Raw genomic sequence first — 22,699 nt, forward strand, 5'->3', positions numbered from 1 at the left:
TGGCGGGTGCCATGACCGACCTCCCCACGCCCGTGGCGACGCTCCTGGCCGCCGCCAACGCCAACGACGTCGACGGGTTCCTGGCGGCGTTCACCGCCGCCGGCGTCGTCGACGACTGGGGCCGGGAGTTCCGCGGCGCCGACGCGATCCGCGACTGGAGCGACGCGGAGTTCATCGGCGTGCAGGTCGCGCTCGACGTCACCGAGGTGCAGCAGCGCGGCGACGAGACGATCGTCACCGCGCAGGTCGGCGGCGATGGCTTCAACGGCCCCAGCCACTTCGCGTTCACGGTCGACGGCGACCGCGTCGCCCGCATGGCGATCCGCGCCTGAGCGGCGCGGATCGCCGGGGGCGGACCTACTCGGGGGCGACCAGCGAGAACCGGCCGACGAGGGTGCGCAGCTCGGAGGCCGTGGCGGCCAGGGTCTGCGCGGAGGCCGCGATCTGCTCGGTCGAGGCCGACGTCTCCTCGGTCGAGGCCGAGACCTGCTGCGTGGCGGCGCTCGTCTGCTCGGCGACCGCGGCCACCGAGGCGACCTCGTGGCCGACCTGCGACGACGTCGCCGACAGCTGCTGGGCGGCGGCGGCGATCTGCGACACGCGGCCGCTCATCTCCTGGACGTGGTCGTTGATGACGTCGAAGGCCTCGCGGGCCTGCTCGACGACGCCCGCGCCCTCGTCCGTGCGCTGGCCGCCGAGCTCGACGACCTCGACCGCGCGCTTGGTCTCGTTCTGGATCTCGCCGATGAGGGTCGAGATCGAGGCGGCCGCCTGCTGGGACTCCTCGGCCAGCTTGCGGACCTCCTCGGCCACGACGGCGAATCCGCGGCCCTGCTCGCCCGCGCGCGCCGCCTCGATGGCGGCGTTCAACGCCAGCAGGTTGGTCTGCTCGGCGATCGTCGTGATGGTGTCGACGATGCCGCCGATCTGCTCGGACTTCGAGCCGAGGTCGCGGATCGCCTCGGTCGCCTCGGTCGAGGCGGAGCGCACGGCGGCCATCGCCTCGGTGGCCTGCGCGACCGACGCGGCGCCGGCCGTCGCGACCTCGCGGGCGGCCTCGGCGGCGCGCGCGGTCTCGGCGGCCGACTCGGCGGAGCTGCGGGTCGCGTCGGCCATCTCGTCGGTCAGGCGCCGTGCGCCCTCGACGGTGTTGACCTGGCGCTCGGCGCCCGCCGCGACCTCGCCGATGGCGTGCGCGATCTCGCCGACGGCGCGACCGGCCTCCTCGGAGGTCGACGCCATCTGCTCCGACGCCGAGGACAGCACGATCGCGCTCTCGCCGACGCGGCCGATCATGCCGGCCAGCGAGTCCAGCGACGCGTTGTAGCCGTCGATCGACTTCGCGGTGTCGACCGTGATCTCGTCGACCATCTCGGCGATGTCGCCGATCTCGTCGCTGGACACGCGGCCGCGCGGCCGGGTGGCGACGGCGGCCTTGCGGGTCAGGTCGCCCTCGGAGATCGCGACGAGGCCGTCGCGCAGGGAGGCGGTGTCGTTCTCGCGCAGCGACGTGAGCTGCTTGCGAATGCGGGTCACGCCGCGCTTGACCTGGCCGGAGATCAGCAGCGCGGCGGCGAGGCCGAGGATCGCGGCGAGGGCGAGCGCGCCGAGGATCAGCGTGCGGCCCGTGGTGAAGGCGTCGCCGATCTTGGCGTTCGCGGCCTTCGCGCTCTTGTCGCTCGCGGTCGCCATGGCCAGCGAGTTCGCGTCGATGGTCGCGACGTCCTTGCCGATCGCCACGCTGAGCGTGGCGTTGCGCGGATCGTCGGGCTTGAGCTTGAGCAGCGTGGCCAGGTCGGCCTTGTAGGCCTTGCTGCCGGTGAGGATCTTCGCGACGTACGGCTTGAGCGCGGTCGGCGCCTGGTTCAGCGACGCGGCGATGGCGGCGAGCGCCTTCTCGTCCTTGGCGATGGCGGGCAGGAGCGGCTTCGCGCGCGGGTCCTTGCCCGCGGCGGCGACGTCCCCGCCGTGCTCGGCCACGATCTGGCTGTACGTCGCGCCCTGCAGCGCGAGGTCCTTGGACAGCGCGTTGGTACGGAGCGCGGCCGTCGTCGGCGTGTAGGTCTCGTTGTAGAGGTTGGAGCCCTGGTCCTTGACGTCAGCGAGGCGCGTGATGGCGAGGAGCGCGATGACCGCGGTCAGGACGATGAGCAGCAGGGTGCTGGCGAGGAGCTTCGTGCGAATGGACAGACGCAATGCGCCCATGGGGATACGACCTTTTCGGAGGAGGTGCGACGGCTCCCGAGTCGTCGGCGCCTAGGCACGCGGTTCGAGCGGGCTCGACGGATGGCCGAGCCGCCGATGTCAGCGCGCCGACCTTCAGCGCCCGACGCTGAACTGCTCCACGCCGATGACCGGCTTGAGCGCGTGCTCCTCCGCACGGCCCGCGAAGGCGTCGCGCAGCACGTCGCCGCCCAGCGCGTTGCCCAGCGCCGCCATGATCATCCCCTGGTCGAGCGAGAGGTAGGAGCCCGACGGCGTGCGGGTCTGGACGTTGACGCTGTCGCGGAAGCCCCACTTCCCGTACATGTCGGGGTACTGCTGGAGCTTGGCGAGGTCGGCCAGCGCCGCGCGCGGCGCGTAGCGCAGGCCCAGGAACGCGGCGTGCGGCGTCACGACGCCGTTGGTGTAGGCCGACGGCGGCGGGTCGGGCTGGGCCGGGCGGCCGCCCGCGCCGTCGCAGCCGGCGAAGCCGTGGTCGACGAGCGTGCGGTCCTCGTTGGACGGGTTGCCGTTGGGGTCCATGCCGACCGCGTCGACGCCGTAGGCGCCGTAGCCGCCCTCCGGCGTGTTGGACGGGCTGAACCCCCAGACGCCGTAGCCCGCGTCGACGAGGCCGTGGTGGATCTGCGCGGCGACCGTCCGCGGGTGGTTCAGGCCCCAGCTGCCGGGCGCCCAGCGCTCCTCGGGGACGAACAGGTCGGGCATCAACGCCTCGAACATGCTGCCGCCCCACGAGGGCACCAACTTGGTGTTGTTGTAGGAGTAAGCGCCCTCGTAGACCGGGACGCCGAAGTAGGTCCGGGTCTCCCCCGTCGGCTTCTGCTCCTGGAACGCCCGGTCGCACGTGTCGGGGAACGTGCGCCAGCGGCCGTAGTACTCCTTGGCCGGCAGCTGACCCTTGCTGATCCCGAGGTAGTCGACGATCCGGCTCTCGGAGACCACGGTGTCGTAGCAGCACGGCGACGCGGCGGGGTCGTCGGGCCGGTAATGGAAGAGCACGCGGTTGACGTCGGGCCGGTAGTAGAAGCCGAAGTTCATCGCGTCGTACAACGCGCCGGCGCGCGCGGAGAGCCGCGGCACGCTGCGCTGGACGATCCGCAGGCCGACGGCCAGCCAGCCGTTGTCGACCGAGCTCAAGATGGGGTGGAACTCGTCGGTCGGGCTCGGCGGCCAGGCCGTGAGCTTCGCGCCCGTCCGGTGGTCGTACCAGTTGTAGTACTGGCCGGTGTCGCCGAAGCGTTCCATGTGCTCGAGCGTCGTGATGGTCTTGGTCAGGCGCTCGGTCAGCTCCTGGTCGCGGATGATCCCGAGCCGGCGCGCGGCGACCGCGGACCACATGTAGGCGCCGATGTTGGTCGTCGACGTCTGGACGCTCGTGGTGCCGTCGGCGTTGAGGATGTCGGCGGGCAGGCCCGAGCCCGGGTCGGTCATCGCCGCCATCGACGCCCACGTGCGCGCCGCGTAGTCGCGCAGCGGCCCGTCGCCTCCCCCGTGCGCCGACGCCACCGGTGCGCAGACCGCCATCAGCAGCGCGACGAGCGCGACCGCTCTCCCGACCCTGGTCAGCATGCGCGCCGGTTACCCGCCGGCACCGGCGCGCGAACCTAATGATGTCGCTTGGCTGCCCGCACGGTGAGCGTCTTGCGCGACACGACGCGGGTCTTGCCGTTGGCCAGCTTCTCGGTGGCGATGAAGTCGACCTTCACCTTGCCGTTCTTCTTGAGGATGCGCTGGCCGAGCTTGTTGAGCTTGATGGTGACCTTGGCCGACTGGCCGCCGCGCAGGGTCACGGCCTTGGTCGCCAGCGTACGCGGCTTGTGCTTCTTCTTCGCGGCGAGCGACGACGGGAAGCCCACGACGTACTCGTGCTCGTTGACGAGGTAGACGAGCGCGCAGCGCGCCTCCGGCGGCCCAACGCAGATCTGGTTGGTGTTGATCGCGCCGTTGCCGGTCTGCGGCGGGTCGAGCTTGGCCTGGCCGACGGTGGCCGGCCTGAGGACGACGGGCGGCGCGTTCGAGGCCGGGGTGGTGGCGGCCGGCGTGGCGGTGCCGCCGCCGGCCGTGCCGCCCGGGCTGCCGGAGCCGGAGCCGCCACCGTCGCTCGGGGGCGGCGTCACGGACCCGCCGACCACGCCGGCGAGGCGGTTGAGCTTGTTGTCGGTCGTGGTGAACCAGATGTCGGCGGCGCTGGCGCCCACCGCCAGCGGCGCGGAGTCCGACCCCGTCTTGGTGAACGTCGCGGTCGGCGGCGCCGACGCGGTCCCGGGCACGATCCGGACGAGCGCGTTGGACGCGCTGAACAGCTTGTAGACCGTCATCCACAGCGTGCCGTCCGGCGCGGCGACGATCTGGCGCGGGTTGCCGGCGGCCAGCGACGGGTCGACCGACGACAGCAGGTACTGCGTCATCGTGTGCGTGCCCGGGTCGAAGCGCCCGAACTTGCGGTTGTCGACGTTCGTGAACCAGATCGCACCGTCGGCCGCGACCGCGACGTCGCTCAGCCCCGTGCCGGTGTACGACCCCGAGCACGGGTTGTTGGCCGGGTTCTCGCACGGAGAGACCTGGTACTCGTCGTAGTGGTCGCCCGCGCCCGCGTAGGTGCCGATGCGGTAGCCGGGGTTGCCCGGGTTCTCCTCGGCGAACCACGGGCGGCCGGTGGGGTCGACCGCGATGCCCGACGGCTGGGCGGGGTAGCGCAGCCCGTTGAGCGAGGTGTTGCCGTTCTGGATGGCGATGTTGGGGCCCTCGAACAGCCCGCCGTCCCAGCGGGCGATGCGGTTGCCGTAGTAGGTCGGCGCGACGTTGCTGTCCCCCTTCTCGGTGAACCACATGCCGCCGCCCTTGGCGGGCGCGACGTCTCCGAGGTCGGTGTAGCCGGGCAGGCCGTAGGTCACGATGCCGGTGCTCGTGCCGGGCGAGAGCGCGGAGGGGTTCGCGACCCCGTAGCCGCCCGTGCTGTGCACGAAGTACAGCTTGCCGTCGTCCTTGTTGTAGGTGACGGACCGCAGCTGGTCGCTGCAGCAGCCGGCGTTCGGCCGGTCGGGCGTCGGGAAGAACGTGAGGCCGCCGCTCGTGCCGGCGGTGGCCTCCGCGGGCTTCATCCGCCCGAGCGTCGGCGTGTCCTGGGTGCCCGCGGGGCTGGTGTGCTGCGGGCCGGCGACGCCGAACCAGACGTTGCCGTCGCCGTCGGTCGTCACCCCGAAGTTGGAGACCGTGTAGCCCGCCGGAAGCGGGAAGGAGTCGAGCGCCGCCGCGCCCGTCGCAGACACCATCAGGAGCGTCGCCGAGAGAGCCACGAGGGCCGCGATCCGTCGCATGGCCAAGAACTACCAGTTCCTGGTGTGGTTGCGTTGGGCAGGTCCGTGCCACATACGTAAGAACACGTAGTTCTTGCCTGGTCGTCCGGGTAGGCCGCGATCCCGCCGCGCTCGCTAGGTTGCCGCGACATGCCGGAAGGCGGACTGCCGGAACGCGAGCTCCAGGGCCTCCTGGAGATCCTCGGGGAGGTTCATCACGCCGAGGACCTGCCGTCCTTCCGCGCGGCGCTGCTCGACGTGCTGCCGCGCGTCATCCCCAACGCCTACACGTCCTACAACGAGATCGCGGCCGACGGCACGCCGCTCGTGACGATCGTCAACCCGGAGCCCGGCGGCGTCTTCCTGGAGAAGTGGGGCCGCTACGGCCACCAGAACCCGCTGGTCAACCGCTACCTCGAGACGCGCGACCCGCGTGCCCAGCGGCTGTCGGACGTCATCGCGCTGGACGAGCTCCGCCGGCTCGAGCTGTTCCAGGAGGTCTTCGCGCCGCTCGGCGTCAACCACCAGCTGGCCGTGACCCTGCCGGCGCCGCCGCGCCTGCTGATCGGCCTCGCGCTGGTCGACGAGCGCGACTTCACCGACCCCGAGAAGCGCATGCTCGACCTCGCGCGCCCGCACCTGATCCAGGCCCACGCCAACGCGGCGCTGCGCGAACGGCTGCACGATGTCCTGGCCGCGGTCGAGGCGGGGCTCGACGACTCCGGCGAGGCGCTGGTCGTCGCCGACGCGCAGGGCCGTGTCGAGTTCGCCACGCGCGCGGGCCGCGCGGCGCTCGGCCTGCTGGCCGACCGCGACCACCCGCGCGGCACGCGCCTGCCCGACGCGTTGCGCGACGTGACGAGCCGCGACTGGCCGGCCACCGCGGTGTTCGAGGTCGGCGGCACGCCGCTCGTGGTCCGGCGCATGGCCGCGGGATCGCGCGGGGGCGCGACGGTCCTGGTCTTCGAGCGCGGGGCGCGTGGCGCGTCGCGCGAGCTGTTGGTGTCGCTGGGCCTCTCGGCCCGCGAGGCCGAGGTGCTCCAGGCGATGATGCGCGGCCGCGCGACCGCGGCGATCGCCACCGAGCTCGGCGTGAGCCCCCGCACCGTCTACAAGCACGCCGAGCGCATCTACTCCAAGCTCGGCGTGCACGACCGCATCGCGGCGGTCAGCGCGGCGTGGGCGGCTCTGGACGCGGGCCGCGGCGCCGTCGCCGGCTGACCGTCAGCGCGATCGCGCCGCCGATCAGCCCCAGGAACGCGAGCAGGCTCAGCAGCGCACCGGCCTTCAGGCCGGGCATCGCGTAGCTCCAGACGATCTCGTGCCGGCCGGGCCCGGCGACCACGCCGCGCATCACGCTGTTGACGCGGACCGGGGCGGCCTTCCTGCCGTCGACCGTCACCGACCAGCCGTCGGTGTAGCTGTCGTTGAGGACGACGAGGCCGCGGCGGTCGAGCGTGGCGTCGAGCGTGACGCGCGCGTTCTCCTCCTTGGCGATCGCGACGCGGCCCTTGGCGACGGGCGCGTGGGCGAGCGCCCTGGCGGCGGGGTCCTTGCTCTCGATCACGACCGAGTTGTTGGGGAGGAACGCCGGGCGGGTGATCAGCGTCTCGGTCTCGCCCTGGTCGTCGGCGACCTCGACGCTGCTCGGGAGCTCGACGCGCGGCGCGGCGCGCGCGTTGCGCAGGATCGTCGCGTCCTCACCCGAGTACACGATCCTGAGGCTGTTGAGCACGGGGTTCAGGCGCACCTCGGGTCCGGGCTTGATCCCCGGGTCGCCGACGACGTAGCGCGCGCCGAGCACGCTCTCCACCTGGACGGTGTTCTCGTCCTGGGCGGGCATGATGAACGGCGTCCAGTCGGCCTGGTCCGGGTTGGCCATGCGCCACAGGCTGAACAGGCGCCGCGTCGGGTTCGGCGGGTCGTAGCCGCGGATGTCGGAGAGGCCATACGTCGTCGACCAGTCTTGGAGCAACGCGTTGCCCATCCCGACGATCCGGCCCTCGCTCTTGTGCTGCTGCAGGTAGCTGATGGCCTGGGTCTTGGGCGGGATCACGTCGTCGGCGGGACCCATCGGCTGGTAGCCGTTGGCGAAGTGCAACCCGTCGGCGGCGGCGAGCAGGACCACGGCGACGGCGATCCCGTAGCGCCAGCGCGGGCGGCGCAACGCGAGCAGGAGCGCCGCGCCGACGCCGAGGGCGAAGAACACGAACCACGCCGTGCTCGTGAGCTCGATCACCTTCCGGATCGGGAACGAGGTGCCCGCGGTGAAGTGCTTGAACGTGTGGCTGAGGTCGGAGCCGCCCGCGCCGATGCTGACGAGCACGATGAAACCCAGGCACAGCGCGACTGCTGGGACCGCCAGCCGCCGGCGCTGCTCCGCCGGGCGGTCGATCAGGTCGCGCAGGCCGAACGCGGCGAGGATCGCGGTGCCGAAGGCGTACACGAAGTGCATGCGCTGGTTCTGCACCACGTCGAAGGGCGGGACGTGGGTGACGAAGTCCCACAGCACCGGGATGTGCACCGGCACCGTGATCCCGACGAAGGCGAGCACCGCGAACGGCGCCTTGCGGCGCCACCCGCCGCGCGAGATCAGCGCGACGAGCGCGAACAGCAGCGACACGACGCCGGCGTAGAACGTGCGCTCGTTGTAGTTGACGCTCCCGCCGGCGCTGTTCGGCCCGGCGCCCATCTCGATCGAGCTGGGCCGGCCCCACCAGTCCGGGAACAACGTGGTCTTGATCGCGTCGAACGGCATCACCGTGCCGGGCAGCGTCCCCCTGCCGTTCGCGCGCGCCTGCGTGCCGATGGTGCCGTGGCTCGACAGCGCCTCGGGGATCAGCATCACGGCCATGAGCAGGACGCCGAGCACCAGGCCGCCGCAGGCGAGCCCGAGCCGGCGCAGGCGCTCGCCGCGCTCGAGGTCGGGCACGAGCCACACGCGCACGAGCGTGTAGAGGCCGGCCATCGCCATCAGGTGGACCTGCATCCCCGGATGGCCGCCGCCCAGCCCGATCGCGGTCGCGACGCCGAGCCAGAGCATCGTGGTGATCCGCGCGCGCTCGAAGAGCCGCTCGATGAGCCACACCATCCACGGCAGCAGCACGGCGACGGCCGGCAGCGTCTCGTGCGTCAGCCACGTGATGTTCAGCGCGCTGAACGCGAACGCCACGCCGGCGAGCAGCCCCGGCAGGAAGCCGAGCCGCAGCTGGCGCGCGACGAGGTAGGTCCCGAAGCCGCCGGCCCAGAGCTTCAGCGCCGCCGACAGTCCGAGCGCGTAGTTGAGCGGCAGCGTCCACAGCGGCAGGTTGAACGGCGTGAACAGCCCGTTCTGCGGGTTGGAGAGGAACGGGATCCCGCCGAACACGTGCGGGTTCCACAGCGGCAGCGTGCCGCTGCGGATCGACTCGCGCGCGAAGGACCGCCACGGGTAGTCCGCCGTCGCGATGTCGCTGAGCAGCGGGTTGTAGTAGCTGTGGATGTCCGCCGGCGCGTAGGCCTGCCACGGCGTGAAGCCGTAGAGCACCGAGATCGGCGACAGGATCTTGGCGCCGATCAGCACCGGCCAGAGGTACGCGAAGATCAGCCCCGCGATCAGCAGCGCCGCGGTGAGGTCCGGATGCGCCCTGAAGAACCGCACCGGCGCCGAGTCGGCGACGGCGCGAGCCCGGGTGCCCCAGGCGGCGCTGCGCGGGATGGGCGCGGCTGCGGGCGCAGCGCGCTTGACCTTGCCGGTCGTGGCCATTCGCGCGATCGTGCCACAAGCACACGCCGTCGTTTCCGGTTTCCCCTGCCAGTTGGATCAGGCGGCCTGCGACGGCGACCCGGCGGTGTCCACCGTCCGCTCAGCGCGCGCCCCGACGAGCAGCGCACGGGAATCCAGCCTGCCGCCCGGGCAGGTGGACACGGTTGTTTTCCACAACGGTCACCGGTAGTCATTGGTGTGCCTCCCAACCACGAGCGGAAGGAGCGTGACATGCGGTTACGCGCACGGACCATGCTGGCCACGATCGTCGCGACGGGGTGCGTCGTGCTGGCGCTCTCGGGCGCGGCGCTGGCCGGGTTCTTCGACTACACCTTGAGCAGCGCGCCGAACGACACGTTCCAGACCCGGGGCGTCGGCCACGACTACACGTATCTGCACTCCTCGATCAACAGCAGCTCCACGACGTGCGTGGCGCGCGGCGGTGGCTCGAGCTTCTGCGCCTCGGGCACCGCGTCGCACAGCTACGTCGACACCTGCGGCTCCTGCCTGAGCTACTACAAGCAGAAGACCGGCGGGACCTTCGACATCTCCGCCCACGACGAATGGTGAGCTCCACGATGCGCCGACTCCAGCTGTTCTGCACCGTCTTCGTCGCCGCCATCGCGGTCGCCGCGATCGCCTTCGCGCTGCCCGCCGTCAGCGACGACGACCCCGACACGTGCTTCACCTACGACGGCACGACGACGTGCCAGCCCGCCGACGACGTCGCCGAGCACGGGATCTACATCGCGATCGTCTCCTGCGACCCCGACACCGCGACGGTCCACGGCATCGTCCCCGACGACGCCACGACCATCACGGCGATCGACTCCGACGAGCCCGCGTCGGCCACCGCCGGGCCCGACGGGGCCGTCACCCTGACGATCCCGGGCGCCAACCTGCACGGCCTCGCGCTCGACAACGGGCACTCCGCGCCGCTCGACCTCTCCCCCGATTGCGACCGTCCATAGGCCCGACGCCCGTCCTCTCCCGACCGGTCGACGTCACAAGCGCCACCGCTCGGTGCTCCTTAGGAGCAGTGGGCAGGCCAACGGCACTCGCGCGCTCCGTCAAGGAGCCGACGGCGTTCGACGCGTTCTATCGCGCGCACGCCAACGCGCTGCTGCGCTACTTCGCCCGCCGGACGCTCGATCCGGAGGCCGCGGCCGACCTGACCGCGGAGACGTTCGCGCGCGCCTACCAGCACCGCGGGCAGTTCCGCGGGACGACCGACCAGGAGGCCGGCGGGTGGCTCTACACGATCGCCCAGCGCCAGCTCCTGGCCTACCAGAAGCGCGGCGCCGTGGAGAAGAAGGCCATGAGGCGCCTGGGGATCCGCGAGCCTGAGCTGACCGACGACGAGTACGAGCGGATCGAGGAGATGGCGGAGCTGGAGTCCCTGCGCGGCAAGATCGCGTCGGCGCTCAAGCAGCTGCCGCCGAGCACGCGCCTCGCGCTGACGCTGCGCGTCGTCGAGGACCTGGACTACGCCGAGATCGCGCAGCGGCTGGACATCAAGGAGCCGGCGGCGCGGGCGCGGGTGTCGCGCGCGCTGCGCGGGCTGTACGAAGTGACGAAGGACGGGGTGACGTCATGACCGACGAGTCGACCCAGCTGCCGTTCCTCATCACCCTCGGCGAGCAGCTCGCCGAGCGCGCCGAGCGCGACGAGGCCGAGCAGGAGCGCGGCGGCCGCTTCCGGCGCTGGAGCGGCGGTCGAGCGCGCCGCAGCGAGATGCGCGGCGGACGGACGCTCGCGCTCGGCGGGACCGTCGCGGCGGCGGTCGCCGTCACCGCCGTCCTGGCGCTGACGGTGGACTTCGGTGGCGGCGACGGCCGCGGCGGGCGCGTGGTCGCGCCGACGCCGGCGACCGCCCACGCGGTCCTGCTCGACGCCGCGCGCACCGCGCAGGCGCAGCCCGACGCCATGCCCGGCCCGGATCAGCTGTTCTTCGTCCACAGCCTCACGACGCGGCTGCAGAGCGGCCGGCCGCCGACGGCCGCGAACACCGACGCCATCACCTTCGACCGTCGCGTCTGGACGAGCCCGACCCAGCCCGGCCGGCTGTTCGAGACCGCGGTGACGCGCACGCCGCTGGCCGGCGGCCGGGCCGAGCAGCTCGGCAACCCCGACGTGCCCCAGGGCGTAGAGGCGACCGGCGGCTACCAGCTCGGCGCGCTGAGGCTCACCCGCGGCGAGCTGCTGCGCTTCCCGACCGATCCCGCGGCGATCGTGGCCAGGATGCGCGAGGCGCAGCCGGGCGCGACGACCGCCGACCTCTTCGCCGGCCTCGGCGACGCGCTGCGCGAGGCCCCGGCACCGCCCGCCCTGCGCGCGGGCCTGTACCAGGCGCTCGCGCAGCTGCCCGGCGTGCACCTCGTCGACGCAACCACGGACCCCCGCGGCCGTCCGGCCGCCACCGTCGGCTTCGACAACCGCGACGGCACCCGCTCCGAGCTCTTCCTCGACCCCGACACGGCCGAGATGCTCGCCGAGCGCGAGACGCTGACCGACCCGTCCCTCCAGCACCTCTCGCTGCCGGCCGGGACCACGGTCAGCTCGACCGTCTACCTCCGCCGCGCGGCGGTCGACTCGGTGTCGGACCAGTGATCGGGCCCGGCGCCGCCTAGGCCGATCGCAGCGCGTCGGTCGGCGACAGGCGGGCCGCGCGGGTCGCTGGGTAGAGGCCCGCGGCGGCGCCGATGATGAGGGCTGCTCCGAGGCCGCCGGCGAGGGCTTCGGGTGGGATCACCGTGGTCCAGTCGCGGGTGCGGGCGTAGCCGCCGGTCACCAGCGCGCCGATGAAGACGCCGGCGATGCCGCCCGCGGCCGCCAGCAGGAGCGACTCGACGACGAACTGGGCCCGGACGTGGCCGCGGGTCGCGCCGAGCGCGCGGCGCAGCCCGATCTCCGAGCGGCGCTCCAGGACGCTGATGACCATGGTGTTGGCGATCCCGATCCCGCCGACCAGCAGCGCGACCGCGCCCAAGCCCAGGAACAGGCCGGTCAGCGCGGAGTCCGCGGCGGCGCGGGCGGCCAGCGCGTCAGACGGCCGGCTGACCTGGACCTCCTCCGGGTTGGTCGGGTTCACCGCGGACGGCACCAGCTCGCGCGTCGGCTCGACGCGGTCGGGGTCGGACCGCAGGTACACGGTCGAGGCCGACCGGTCGGCGCCCAGCTCGCGCTCGGCCGCGCGGTAGCCGATCAACGCGGCGCGATCGATCTCCGGCGCCAGCTCCAGCGCGCGCAGGATCCCGATCACGGTCCACCAGCGCCCGGCGATGTACACCAACCGGCCCGGCCGGTCGACGCCCAGGCGCTGCGCGGCGACCGCGCCGAGCACCACCGAGCGGGTCCGGGTGGTCGCCTCGTTGAGGAACCGGCCCCGCGACAGCGTGCCGCCGAGCGTGTCCATCAACGTGGCGTCGGCTGCCTCGACGGTGATCCCACCGGTCTCCTCCGCGTCGATGCGGTCGGTGCGCCGCACGCTGGCGTCCAGCGCCCGCACCGACGCGACCTGCTCGACGCCGCCCAAGCGCGACAGCACCTTGCGCGTGCGGCGCGGCAGCGTCGCGTCGTCGCCGCCGATCGTCTGCCCGGGCGCGGCGGTCAGCAGGTTGGTGCCCAAGGAGTCCAACTGGTTCAACAACCCCGCGCGCGAGGACGCCGACAGCCCCAGCACCGCGACCATGCTCGCGATCCCGATCGCGATGCCCAGCGCGCTCAGCGCGGCGCGCAGCCGCCGGGTCCGGAGCCCGACCGCGCCGACACGCAGCAGGTCGGCGGGCAGCAGCCGCGAGGAGGACGAGTCCGCCGCGCTCATCGGTCCTCCTCCACGCGCCCGTCGCGCAGCCGCACCCGCCGCGGCAGCCCCGCCGCCAGGTCCAGGTCGTGGGTGATCACGACGATCGTCGTCCCCTCGCCGTGCAGCTCCCGGAGCAACGACATGATCTCGCTGCCCGACCGCGAGTCGAGGTTCCCGGTCGGCTCGTCGGCGAAGACGACCGCCGGCCGCGCCACCACGGCCCGCGCGATCGCCACGCGCTGGCGCTCGCCGCCCGACAGCTGATCGGGGCGGTGCTCCAGCCGGTGCGCCAGCCCGACGCGCTCCAGCGCCTCGCGCGCCCACGAGAACCGCACGTCGATCGGCGTCCCGCTGTAGAGCATGCCCTGCGCCACGTTCTCCAGCGCGCTCATGCCGTCGAGCAGGAAGAACTGCTGGAAGACGAACCCGATGCGCCGCGCGCGCAGCCCGGCGAGCTCGCGATCGTCCAGGCCGGCGACGTCGGCGCCCGCCACCGCCACACGGCCGGCCGTCGGCCGCTCGAGCGTCCCCATGATGTGCAACATGGTGGACTTGCCCGAGCCGGACGGGCCGACGATGCCGACGAGCTCGCCGTCGCCGATGGCGAGCGAGACCTCGTCGAGCGCCCGCACCCCGCCCGGGTAGTCCTTGGTGACCGCCTCCATCACGAGGCTCATCGAGCGTGCCTCACGCCATGACGAGCCGCTGGCGACGGCAGCGTTCGACCTCATCGCGGGACCACCACGCGCGTGCCCGGCGTCAGGCCGCCGCCGCTGACCTCGGCCCAGCCGTCGGCGGTCGCCCCGAGGGTGACCGGGACGACGCGGCCCGTGCCGGCCAGCTCGACGCCGTAGACGCCCGGCGCCGTGGCGACGAGCGCGGTCACCGGCACCGACAGCGCGTCCTTGGTCCGGTCGGTCTCCAGCGACACGGTGACCGGCGCGCCGTCCAGCGCGCCACGCCTGCGGGTCGTCAACCGGACCTTCAGCGCGACCGTCGCGTCCGCGCCGTCCTGCCCGGCCTGCGCCACGCGCCCGACCGCGGTCACGCGCCCGTTGACCGTGCGGCCGTCGGGCAGGGTGACGACGACCTCGTCGCCGTCGTGCACGTTCCCGGCCTGCCCGGCGTCGACCCGCGCGCTCACCGCCGGGGTCGTCGCGGTCAGCGCGGTCACCGGCCCGCCCGGCCGCACCGCGTCCCCCACGCCGGCCTTGTGCTCGCCGACGCGCGCGGGCCCGTCGCTGACGACGACGTCCGCGGCCTTCAGGGTCCCGGTCTCGTCGAGGTCGCGGTCGTCCTGGAAGTCCTCGACCGCCGCGGTCGTCGCCGACGTCCAGTCGGCGTCGACCGTGCCCGGGTCGTAGCCCAAGGCCTTCAGGTTGCGCTCGAGCTGGCGGACGTCGCGGCCGTCGGCGACGCCCGGCCCGAGGTCGCGGTACATCGGCCGCCGGCCGTAGAGCACCCACGCGGTGGCCTGCGCGTCGATCGACATCAGCGACTGCCCGCGCCGGACGGTCGTGCCCTCGCCGCGCAGCCGGGTCAGCGTGCCCGACGCGGGCGCCGCGACCGCCGTCGCGTCGCCGTAGCCGAGCGTTCCGTTGACGTCCTCGCGCTCGACGAGGTCGCGCTGCTGCACGACGGCCGTGCCGAGCGGGACGTGGTCGTTGGCGACCGGCGACGTGCCGTCGTCGTGGGCCGTCAGCAGCCACGTCGCGCCCGCCGCCACCGCGGCCACGACGACCACGCCCGCGGTCGTGCGCCCGACCCGGCCGGCCGCGCGCCGGCGCCCGCCGCGACGCCGCTCGCGCTCCCGCTCCCGCGTCGCCTCCTGGGCTTCCTGCGCCTGGGCCTCCGTGGCGGCGCTCATTGCGCCGGCCCCGTGCCGCCGACCGGTCCGTTGGCCTGCTGCGCGCCCTTGGGCTCGACCGCCGCCATCAGCGGATGGCAGGCCTTGTCGGCCGCCTTGAACTTCGGCGAGTCCGGCCGCACGCCGCGGCCCAGCATCATCTTCACGCCGTTGCCGCTGATCTGCGGATCCGGGAAGTCGATGCCCTTGCTGCGCATGCAGCGGGCGTAGCCGATGAACGCGTCGTTGCGCTTGGCCTGCTCGGCCGGGCTCGGCGCCTTGCCGCCGCCGGCCACCATGTACTTCTGGCAGCTCTGGCTGGCCACCTTGAACTTGGGGTCGTCGGGGCCGAACGTGTTGCTCTTGGGGGCGGGGCCCTTGCCCGGCCCACCGGCCTTCATGGTGATGCGGCCGTCGGAGCCGCGCTCGGGATCGGGCACGTCGACGCCGTGCTCGCGCATGCACTTGGCGAACTTCAGCGCGCCGTCGTAGGCCTTATCGTCGCCGTTCTTGCCCGAGCCGTCGCCGTTCTCGTCCGACGAGCCGCACGCCGCGAGCGCGAGGGTCGCGCACGCGGCGAGGATGAGGAGCAGCGGGGTTCTGATCATGTCCACCATCAAGCCCGGCGAACATGAGAGGGATCTGAACGGTGGCGAGGAGCGCGCTAAGAGGTCAGGCCGGCAGCGTCAGCCGCAGCACCGTGCCGCCACCGGGCGCGCGCTCGGCCCGGACCGTCCCGCGGTGCGCGTCGGCGACGTGCTTGACGATCGCCAGGCCGAGGCCCGAGCCCGGCAGCCCTCGGGCCGACGGCGCGCGGTAGAAGCGGTCGAAGACATGCGGGAGGTCGACCTCGGCGATCCCCGGCCCATGATCGCGCACGGTCACCTCGCCGGGCCGGACGACCACCTCGACCGCGCCGTCGGGCGGGCTCCACTTCACGGCGTTGTCCAACAGGTTGCCCACCGCCCGCGCCAGCCGCGCGCGCGTCGCGTGCACGACCGTCGGCTCGGCGGCGACCGTGAACGTCGTGCCCGGCGGCGCGTGCCGGCGCGCGCGCTCCACCGCCGCGTTGACGAGCTCGTCGAGGCGCAGGTCCTCCGGCGGATCGGCGCCGCCCGCGTTGTCCCCCGGCCGGGCCAGGTCCACCAGGTCGCCCACCAGGACCGTCAGGTCCTCCAGCTGCGAGCGGGCGGACGCGAGCATCGCGTCGCGGTCGGCCCGCGGCAGGTCCGGCGCGTGGCCGAGCAGCTCGACGTTCGCCCGGATCGCGGTCAGCGGCGTGCGCAGCTCGTGCGACGCGTCGGCCACCAGCTGGCGCTGCGCGTCGCGCGAGCCCGCCAGCGCCGCGAGCATCCCGTTGAACGCCGTGGCCAGCCGGTTGGGCTCGTCGTCGACGTCGCGCTCCTGCGGGATGCGGTGGCGCAGGTCGCCGGTCGCGGTGACCCGCTCGGCCGTGGCGGTCAGCCGCGCGAGCGGCCGCGTCGCCGCGCGCGAGACCGCGAAGCCCAGGCCGGCCGCCAGCGCGACGCCGCCGAGCATCACGGCGGCCAGCAGCCAGCGCAGCCGGCCGAGCGTCGCGTCGGCGTCGGTCAGCGGCCGCGCGATCTGCAGCGCCTCGCCGTTCGGACCCTGCCGGGTGAGCACGCGCAGGTGGACGCCGCCGACGTCCTCGTCGCGCAGGAACGCGGCGCGCCGCCCCGCCGCGACGTCGCGCACCGCCGCGGTGACGGGCAGGACCGCGGGCGTGTCGGGCAGGATCGTCTGACCGGTGATCAGCGTCGCCTGCGCGATCCCCTTCGCGGCCCCGAAGGCCTGGTTGGGGACCTGGACGCGCGTGTTGTCGAGCGGCCCCGCGCCCGCGGGGGCCGCGTGCTTCCCGCTCTGCCCCGGGACCGGCGCGGACATGCCCTGGGCTTTGACCTTGCCCTGCGTGGTGATCATCTTGAACTGCGGGTTGGTCTCGCGCAGCGCGCCGTCGACGCTCGCCCGCAGGTCGTGGCGGACGATCGTGTAGGTGATGGTCACCGCCCCGGCGATCGCGACGGCGACCGCGGCGGCGGCGAGCAGGACGATGCGGCGGCGGAAGGTCACGTCCGCGGCGCCTTCAGGACGTAGCCGAAGCCGCGCACGGTGTGCAGGAGGCGCGGCTCGCCGCCGGCCTCGGTCTTGCGCCGCAGGTATCCGACGTAGACCTCCAGCGAGTTCGACGCCGGGCCGAAGTCATAGCCCCACACGCGCTCGAAGATCTGCTCGCGCGTCAGCACCTGGCGCGGGTGGTGCAGGAACAGCTCCAACAACAGGAACTCGGTCCGGGTCAGGTCGATGAGGCGGTCGCCGCGCGCGACCTCGTGGCTGATCGGGTCCAGCTCGAGATCGGCGAAGCGCAGCCGCTGGCGGTCGGCGTCCCAGCCCGAGCGGCGCAGCAGCGCGCGCAGCCGGGCGAGCAGCTCCTCCAGCGCAAACGGCTTGGGCAGGTAGTCGTCGGCGCCCGCCTCCAGACCCGCGACGCGGTCGCCGACGCCCTCGCGCGCGGTGAGCATGAGGACCGGCGTGCGGTCGCCGACGTCGCGCATCCGGCGGCAGACCTCCAGCCCGTCGAGGCCGGGCATGAGGACGTCGAGCAGGACGGCGTCGGCCGGCGTGGAGGCCTGCGCCTGCACGGCCTCGCGCCCGTCGGCGGCCACCGCGACGTCGAAGCCCTCGACCTTCAGGATCCGCTCGAGGACCTCGCGGACGGAGGGCTCGTCGTCGACGACCAGGACGCGCATGGGCGCGATGGTCGCCGATGAACCTGAAGAGCAGGTGAGGAGGCGCTACCGGGTCGTGTACACGCCGGTCGGGGCCGCGTGGTAGCCCTTGGCGCCGACCGCGACGGCCAGCGCGCTGCGCGCCTCCTCGCCGGCGGCGAGGCGGTCCAAGGCGTAGGCGAAGTCCCAGCGCGGGGTCCAGCCGAGCACCTCGCGCGCGCGGGCGTTGTCGTAGACGCGCTCGATCGTCGGGAACATCGTCCAGCCGCGCTGCGCGTAGAGCTCGGCGTAGTGCGGGAACTTGGCAGCGACCACGGCGGGCGCGTCCTGCTGGAGCGCGGGCGCGTCGGCGCGCGTGAACGGCGTGGTCGCCGAGACGATCGCGCGGTCGAAGCCGAGGGCGGGGGCCCGGTCGAGCGCGAGCAGGTGCGCGGCGACGGCGTCCTCGAGGTCGACGCGGCGGTACAGGAGCTCGTTGGCCTTCAGGTTGGCGTCGGGGTAGGCCGTGCGGATCTCGTCGCGGTCGTCGGCCTCGGGGAAGAAGCGCGACGTGCGCAGGATCACGACCGGCAGGCCGCTGTCGCGGTGGACCAGCTCGCACAGGCCCTCGGCCGACGTCTTGGTCACGCCGTAGACGTTGCGCGGGATCGGGACGACGTCCTCGGTGATCCACGCCGCGGGCTGGCGGTCGCCGGGCGTGAGCGCGCGGCCGAACGCGCTGGTCGTGCTCGTGAAGACGAAGCGGTCGACGCCGGCGGCGACCGCCTCCTCGAGCAGGTTCAGCGTGCCTGTCACGTTGGTGTCCACGAACGCCTGGCGGCCGTGCGAGCCGACGTGCGGCTTGTGCAGCGTCGCGGCGTGGACGATCGCGGTGATGTGATGGTTCCTGATCGCGTCCCGCACCGCCGCGCGGTCGGCCAGGTCGGCCACGATCGAGGTGCAGGCGCCGGGCAGGAGGTCGAGGCCGATCGCCTCGCCGGCGCCGGTGTCCAGCACGCGCATGAGGCCCTCGCCGAGATGGCCCGAGCTGCCGGTCACGAGGATCTTCATGGTCTTGACAGATAGCAGGCGCGGCGGTTCGCTCGCGCGCGCGGCAACTGGACCTGTCGTGCGCGCCCGCACGCGGTTAGGGTCCGGCGAGGATGCCCGATCTCCGCCCGATGGACGCCACCCTGCACGGCTACGCCTGGCTGCCGCGCATGATCGACAAGAACCGGCACCTGCGCGCCGGGACGCTCGGCTCGTTCGTCCATCCGTGCCCGGTGGACAAGAACTGCCTGTCGCTGCTGGGCCTCGAGCTCGCGGCGTTCGACGCGGTCGTCGCGGACGCGGCGGACGACGACGCGGTGCTCGACGGCCTGCGCGCCTTGGGGATCCCGTCCGCGCAGGACGCGTGGTTCGACGCGCCCGCGTTCGAGGCCGAGCTGATCGCGCGCCACCGCGCCGCGTAGGCGCGCGCACCCGCGCCGCGTGGCGGCCGGCCCAGCCGCCAGACTGCGGCCTCCATGCCCCAGCACGTCTCCCGCCGCCGCTGCCTGTCGCTGCTCGGCGCCGCCGCGCTCGGCGTCGTGGTCGGCTCGTCGGTCGGGCGCGCGGTGGTCGCGCCGGCGGAGGGCGCCGCGTGATGGCGCGCGTCGACCGGCGCGAGCTGGCGGCGGTCTTCGCGGGCGGGTTCCTGGGCGCGATCGCGCGCGCCGAGGTGGCCGAGGCGCTGCCGGTGCACCGCGGGCAGTGGCCGTGGGCGACGTTCCTGGTGAACGTCGCCGGCGCTTTGTTGTTGGGGTACTTCACGACGCGGCTGACCGAGCGGCTCCCGCCGTCGGCCTACCGGCGGCCGTTCCTGGGGACCGGGATCTGCGGCGGGCTGACGACGTTCTCCACGTTGCAGCTCGAGCTGCTGCACCTGCTCGACGACGGCGACGTGCTGCTCGCGGGGTCCTACGCCGTGGCGAGCGTCGTCGCCGGCTTCGCCGCCGTCGCGTTGGCCACGAACCTGGTGCGGCAGTCGTGAGCGTCGCGGTCGTCCTCGGGGTCGGCGTGCTCGGCGGGCTGGGCGCGGTCGCGCGGTTCCTGCTCGACGGCACGGTGTCGCGCGCGCTGCCGGGCCGCGCCTTCCCGTTCGGGACGCTGGCGGTGAACCTGAGCGGCGCGCTGGTCCTGGGCGTCTTCTCCGGGGCCGCGCTGCGGGGCGACGCCTATGAGATCTGGGGCGTCGGCCTGGTCGGCGGCTACACCACGTTCAGCACGTGGATGCTCGAGAGCCACCGACTCTCGGAGGAGCGTCGCGACGGGCTGGCGGCGCTCAACCTGGTGGGCTCGGTCGTCCTGGGCGTCCTCGCGGTGTGGCTCGGAAGGCAGCTCGGATGAGCGAGGCCACCAAGCTGACCGTGTACTTCGGCGAGCGCGCGCGGGCCGACGGCGGCTACGTCGCGGACGGCCTGGTCGGGATCTTCGCGCGGCACCGGCTGGCGACCAGCCTGGTCCTGCGCGGCGTCGAGGGCTTCGGCGCCAAGCACCAGCTGCGCACCGACCGGTTGTTGTCGCTGTCGGAGGACCTGCCGATGGTGGCGGTCGCGGTCGACGCGCCCGAGCGGGTCGCGGCGGCGCTCGAGGACGTCCGCGCGCTGCCGCGCTTCAGCGGGCTGGTGACGCTGGAACGGGCGCAGCGGGTGATGGACGGCAGGCCGCCGGCAGTCGACGTCGCGGGGACCGCGAAGCTCACGGTCTACGTCGGGCGCCGCGAGTGTGCGGGCGGCCGCGCGGCGCACCTCGCGGTCGTCGACCTGCTGCACCGGCGTGGGATCGCGGGCGCCACCGTCCTGCTCGGCGTCGACGGGACGCGCCACGGCGAGCGGGAGCGCGCGCGGTTCTTCGGCCGCAACGCGCAGGTGCCGCTGATGGTGGTCGCGGTCGGCGACGGCGCGCGGATCGCGGGCGTCCTCGACGAGCTCGGCGCGCTGCTCGCGACGCCGCTGATGACGGTCGAGCGCGTCCGGATCGGCGCGCTGGCGACCGAGCGGGCCGGCGCCGAGGACTGGCTGAAGGTGATGGTGTACTCCTCGGCGCGCGACCGCCACCGCGCGCTCGTCGCCGAGCTGCAGCGCGCCGGCGCGGCCGGGGCGACGACCGTCGGCGGGATCTGGGGCTACCAGGGAGCGCACGCGCCGCACGGCGACCGGCTGGCCCAGCTGCACCGCCGCGTCCCGCTGCTCACGACGGTCCTCGACCGGCCCGAGGCGATGGCGCGGTCGTTCGCGGTGGTCGAGCGCGTGATGCGCGACACGGCGCTCGTGACGTGCGAGATCGTCCCGGTCCGCGACGGGCGGAGCTAGTGGCGTGCCGCGGACGTTCGGCCGCAGGATCCGGGATGCTCGGCCCCGTCTGACGGTCGTCGACGACCGCAGGTTCCGGGTGGACCAGGCGGCGGGGAGCGCGACGGTGGCGGCGAGCTACTTGGGCGTCGAGCGCACCGCGTAGGCGTCGCGGCGCTTGATCAGCAGCCACTGCGGGCCGCGGGTGCGCTGGAGGGCGAAGCCGCCTTGGAGCCTGGCGCCGTGGAGGACGAAGACGGCGTGGCCGCGGTCGATGGCCTCGGGCCAGGCGACGCGGCCGCCCTGCTCGTAGGTGCCGTGGTCCCAGGTCGGCGTGTCGTCGCCGGCGTCGACCGGCTCGGCGCCGGTGGCGCCGCGCTTGTCGGCCGGGTCCATCGAGGGGGCCTTGCGCAGGCGCCAGGCGCGGGGTGAGCCGTCGACGTCGAGGCGGAGCTCGTAGGCGCCGTCGCCGAGCTCGAGGACCGCGAACGGCCCGGCGCTCACGCCACGGATCGCGAGCTGCTCGTGGCCCTCGACCTTCGCGATCGCAACTTCAACGTCGCCGCCGAGTCCCGACACCAGCGTGTCGACCGCCTCCGCCTCGCCCTCCACGTGCATCGCCGTCGCGCCCGGGTCGTCCTCGGCCACGCGGACCCAGCCCAGGACGCCGAGCGCTCCCGCTCGCGCGAACGTCGCCTGCACGACGTCGCCGCCCACCGTCGCCCGGATCGCCTTGCTCGCCATGCCCGACGACGGTACACCTAGGAGCCGGTCGATCTTTCGACCGTCGTGCGAGCGGACGTGGCCGTGGATCCCGGGGACGGCCGGCTGGCCCGATCAATGCTGGTGGCCTTGATGGGCCGGCCGGTCGTCATCCGGCGCCGCGGACGCGTTCGCTCGCGCGGCGCCCCCGCGTGGCGCTCGACGACTGAGCGTAGGCTCGACGGATGGCGATCGGCGCACTCGCGACGGCGGCCCTCTGCGCGCTCGCGCTCGCGGGCTGCGGCGACGCCGGCGCGGCGCCGCGGCCGAAGGTCCCGATCCTCGTCTACCACCACGTCGGCGACCCGCCGCGCGGGGAGCGCAACCCCTCGCTGTACGTCACGCCCCAGCGCTTCCGGGCACAGATCCGCGCGCTGCGCGCCGCCGGCTTCCACGCGGTCACGCTCGCGCGCGTCTGGGCCGCGTGGCATCACGGCGCGACGCTCCCGACCCGTCCGGTCGTCCTGTCCTTCGACGACGGCTTCGCCGAGCAGGACACGATCGCCCGCCCCACGCTGTCGGCCCTGCGCTGGCCCGGCACGCTGAACCTCCAGCTCGACCGCCTCGACGCCCGCGGCGGCCTGTCGCGCGCGGCGATCGCGCGGATGCGCCGCGACGGCTGGGAGATCGACGACCACACCACGACGCACCCGGACCTCACGAGGGTCTCCGCCCGCCGGCTGCGCGCCGAGGTCGCCGGCTCACGTGCCGCGATCCGGCGCGCGCTGGGCGTCGACCCGCGCTTCTTCTGCTACCCGTACGGCCGCACGAACGCCGCGGTCCGCCGTGCCGTCGCGGCCGCCGGCTTCAAGGCCGCGACGACCATCCGGCCCGGCCTCGCGACCGCCCGCCAGGACCGGTTGGCCCTCCCCCGCATCGTCGTCCGGCGCACCATGCGCCCCGCCGAAGTGGCGCGTCTGGCGTCCGGCTGACGTTCGCAGCGGCCATCGCCGCTCGACCGCGG

General features: G+C 73.8%; 23 protein-coding genes. 11 read left to right on the top strand and 12 right to left on the bottom strand.

The genetic code is table 11. The features are described from left to right. The first annotated feature begins 11 nt into the window (after window positions 1–11). Complete coding sequence (locus tag DSM104299_RS18970) at window positions 12–332, top strand: nuclear transport factor 2 family protein (RefSeq protein WP_272473211.1); 321 nt, start codon at window positions 12–14, stop codon at window positions 330–332. Window positions 333–357: 25 nt separating this feature from the next. On the opposite strand, the gene DSM104299_RS18975 is transcribed toward DSM104299_RS18970, so the two are convergent. From DSM104299_RS18975 to DSM104299_RS18985, 3 genes are all read right to left on the bottom strand, one after another. Next, window positions 358–2,205 carry a HAMP domain-containing methyl-accepting chemotaxis protein gene (locus DSM104299_RS18975; protein ID WP_272473212.1) on the bottom strand — a complete coding sequence of 616 codons (1,848 nt, stop codon included), beginning with the start codon at window positions 2,203–2,205 and terminating at the stop codon, window positions 358–360. A 114-nt stretch (window positions 2,206–2,319) separates the two neighbouring features. Further along, window positions 2,320–3,792, bottom strand: coding sequence for a glucoamylase family protein (locus DSM104299_RS18980; RefSeq protein WP_272473213.1), 1,473 nt, complete (start codon window positions 3,790–3,792; stop codon window positions 2,320–2,322). Between the two features lie 35 nt (window positions 3,793–3,827). After that, window positions 3,828–5,495 carry a Vgb family protein gene (locus tag DSM104299_RS18985; RefSeq protein ID WP_272473214.1) on the bottom strand — a complete coding sequence of 556 codons (1,668 nt, stop codon included), beginning with the start codon at window positions 5,493–5,495 and terminating at the stop codon, window positions 3,828–3,830. 174 nt (window positions 5,496–5,669) lie between these two features. On the opposite strand from DSM104299_RS18985, the gene DSM104299_RS18990 reads away from it, so the two are divergent. Then, window positions 5,670–6,740 carry a helix-turn-helix transcriptional regulator gene (locus tag DSM104299_RS18990; protein WP_272473215.1) on the top strand — a complete coding sequence of 357 codons (1,071 nt, stop codon included), beginning with the start codon at window positions 5,670–5,672 and terminating at the stop codon, window positions 6,738–6,740. Here DSM104299_RS18990 and DSM104299_RS18995 read toward each other — a convergent pair. Beyond that, complete coding sequence (locus DSM104299_RS18995; protein WP_272473216.1) at window positions 6,688–9,264, bottom strand: YfhO family protein; 2,577 nt, start codon at window positions 9,262–9,264, stop codon at window positions 6,688–6,690. The two genes, DSM104299_RS18990 and DSM104299_RS18995, sit on opposite strands and share 53 nt — an antisense overlap. Before the next feature lie 252 nt (window positions 9,265–9,516). Between DSM104299_RS18995 and DSM104299_RS19000 the strand changes: the two genes are divergently transcribed. The 4 genes from DSM104299_RS19000 (at window position 9,517) to DSM104299_RS19015 (ending at window position 11,874) form a co-directional block, all read left to right on the top strand. After that, entirely contained in the window at window positions 9,517–9,834 is a 318-nt protein-coding gene (locus tag DSM104299_RS19000; RefSeq protein ID WP_272473217.1) for a hypothetical protein, read from the top strand. Window positions 9,835–9,842: 8 nt separating this feature from the next. After that, window positions 9,843–10,235 (top strand): hypothetical protein, encoded by a 393-nt coding sequence (locus tag DSM104299_RS19005; RefSeq protein ID WP_272473218.1) that lies wholly within the window; start codon window positions 9,843–9,845, stop codon window positions 10,233–10,235. Window positions 10,236–10,303: 68 nt separating this feature from the next. Then, a complete protein-coding gene (locus DSM104299_RS19010; RefSeq protein ID WP_272473219.1) occupies window positions 10,304–10,861 on the top strand; it encodes an RNA polymerase sigma factor in 558 nt (185 codons plus the stop codon). After that, window positions 10,858–11,874 (top strand): CU044_5270 family protein, encoded by a 1,017-nt coding sequence (locus tag DSM104299_RS19015; RefSeq protein ID WP_272473220.1) that lies wholly within the window; start codon window positions 10,858–10,860, stop codon window positions 11,872–11,874. The genes DSM104299_RS19010 and DSM104299_RS19015 overlap by 4 nt, the downstream gene beginning before the upstream one ends. A 16-nt stretch (window positions 11,875–11,890) precedes the next feature. On the opposite strand, the gene DSM104299_RS19020 is transcribed toward DSM104299_RS19015, so the two are convergent. The 7 genes from DSM104299_RS19020 to DSM104299_RS19050 all read right to left on the bottom strand — a co-directional run bounded on the left by DSM104299_RS19020 (window position 11,891) and on the right by DSM104299_RS19050 (window position 18,712). Beyond that, window positions 11,891–13,087, bottom strand: a complete 1,197-nt coding sequence (locus DSM104299_RS19020; RefSeq protein WP_272473221.1) for an ABC transporter permease — start codon at window positions 13,085–13,087, stop codon at window positions 11,891–11,893. Then, window positions 13,084–13,746, bottom strand: coding sequence for an ABC transporter ATP-binding protein (locus DSM104299_RS19025; RefSeq protein WP_272473222.1), 663 nt, complete (start codon window positions 13,744–13,746; stop codon window positions 13,084–13,086). Before DSM104299_RS19025 ends, DSM104299_RS19020 begins: the two co-directional genes overlap by 4 nt. Window positions 13,747–13,796: 50 nt before the next feature. After that, the gene (locus DSM104299_RS19030; RefSeq protein ID WP_272473223.1) at window positions 13,797–14,936 is read right to left on the bottom strand and encodes an efflux RND transporter periplasmic adaptor subunit; all 1,140 of its coding nucleotides are present in this window, start codon (window positions 14,934–14,936) and stop codon (window positions 13,797–13,799) included. Next, window positions 14,933–15,523: a hypothetical protein gene (locus DSM104299_RS19035; protein ID WP_272473224.1), complete on the bottom strand. Its 591-nt coding sequence runs from the start codon at window positions 15,521–15,523 to the stop codon at window positions 14,933–14,935. The genes DSM104299_RS19030 and DSM104299_RS19035 overlap by 4 nt, the downstream gene beginning before the upstream one ends. A 64-nt stretch (window positions 15,524–15,587) precedes the next feature. Further along, the gene (locus tag DSM104299_RS19040; protein WP_272473225.1) at window positions 15,588–17,006 is read right to left on the bottom strand and encodes a sensor histidine kinase; all 1,419 of its coding nucleotides are present in this window, start codon (window positions 17,004–17,006) and stop codon (window positions 15,588–15,590) included. Further along, a complete protein-coding gene (locus DSM104299_RS19045; protein WP_272473226.1) occupies window positions 17,003–17,683 on the bottom strand; it encodes a response regulator transcription factor in 681 nt (226 codons plus the stop codon). Before DSM104299_RS19045 ends, DSM104299_RS19040 begins: the two co-directional genes overlap by 4 nt. A gap of 45 nt (window positions 17,684–17,728) precedes the next feature. Continuing rightward, complete coding sequence (locus DSM104299_RS19050; protein WP_272473227.1) at window positions 17,729–18,712, bottom strand: NAD-dependent epimerase/dehydratase family protein; 984 nt, start codon at window positions 18,710–18,712, stop codon at window positions 17,729–17,731. A gap of 92 nt (window positions 18,713–18,804) precedes the next feature. On the opposite strand from DSM104299_RS19050, the gene DSM104299_RS19055 reads away from it, so the two are divergent. The 4 genes from DSM104299_RS19055 to DSM104299_RS19070 all read left to right on the top strand — a co-directional run bounded on the left by DSM104299_RS19055 (window position 18,805) and on the right by DSM104299_RS19070 (window position 20,994). Then, a complete protein-coding gene (locus tag DSM104299_RS19055; RefSeq protein ID WP_272473228.1) occupies window positions 18,805–19,113 on the top strand; it encodes a DUF5069 domain-containing protein in 309 nt (102 codons plus the stop codon). A gap of 173 nt (window positions 19,114–19,286) precedes the next feature. Next, entirely contained in the window at window positions 19,287–19,673 is a 387-nt protein-coding gene (gene crcB, locus DSM104299_RS19060) for a fluoride efflux transporter CrcB (RefSeq protein ID WP_272473229.1), read from the top strand. Next, window positions 19,670–20,029: a fluoride efflux transporter CrcB gene (gene crcB / locus DSM104299_RS19065; RefSeq protein WP_272473230.1), complete on the top strand. Its 360-nt coding sequence runs from the start codon at window positions 19,670–19,672 to the stop codon at window positions 20,027–20,029. Before crcB (DSM104299_RS19060) ends, crcB (DSM104299_RS19065) begins: the two co-directional genes overlap by 4 nt. Continuing rightward, window positions 20,026–20,994, top strand: a complete 969-nt coding sequence (locus tag DSM104299_RS19070) for a DUF190 domain-containing protein (RefSeq protein ID WP_272473231.1) — start codon at window positions 20,026–20,028, stop codon at window positions 20,992–20,994. The genes crcB (DSM104299_RS19065) and DSM104299_RS19070 overlap by 4 nt, the downstream gene beginning before the upstream one ends. A 117-nt stretch (window positions 20,995–21,111) precedes the next feature. On the opposite strand, the gene DSM104299_RS19075 is transcribed toward DSM104299_RS19070, so the two are convergent. Then, entirely contained in the window at window positions 21,112–21,717 is a 606-nt protein-coding gene (locus DSM104299_RS19075) for a DNA ligase-like domain-containing protein (protein WP_272473232.1), read from the bottom strand. A gap of 203 nt (window positions 21,718–21,920) precedes the next feature. Here DSM104299_RS19075 and DSM104299_RS19080 point away from each other — a divergent pair, with 203 nt between their 5' ends. Beyond that, window positions 21,921–22,667: a polysaccharide deacetylase family protein gene (locus DSM104299_RS19080; protein ID WP_272473233.1), complete on the top strand. Its 747-nt coding sequence runs from the start codon at window positions 21,921–21,923 to the stop codon at window positions 22,665–22,667. The last annotated feature ends 32 nt before the right edge of the window (window positions 22,668–22,699 follow it).

The organism is Baekduia alba, from assembly GCF_028416635.1.
Lineage (GTDB): Bacteria > Actinomycetota > Thermoleophilia > Solirubrobacterales > Solirubrobacteraceae > Baekduia > Baekduia alba.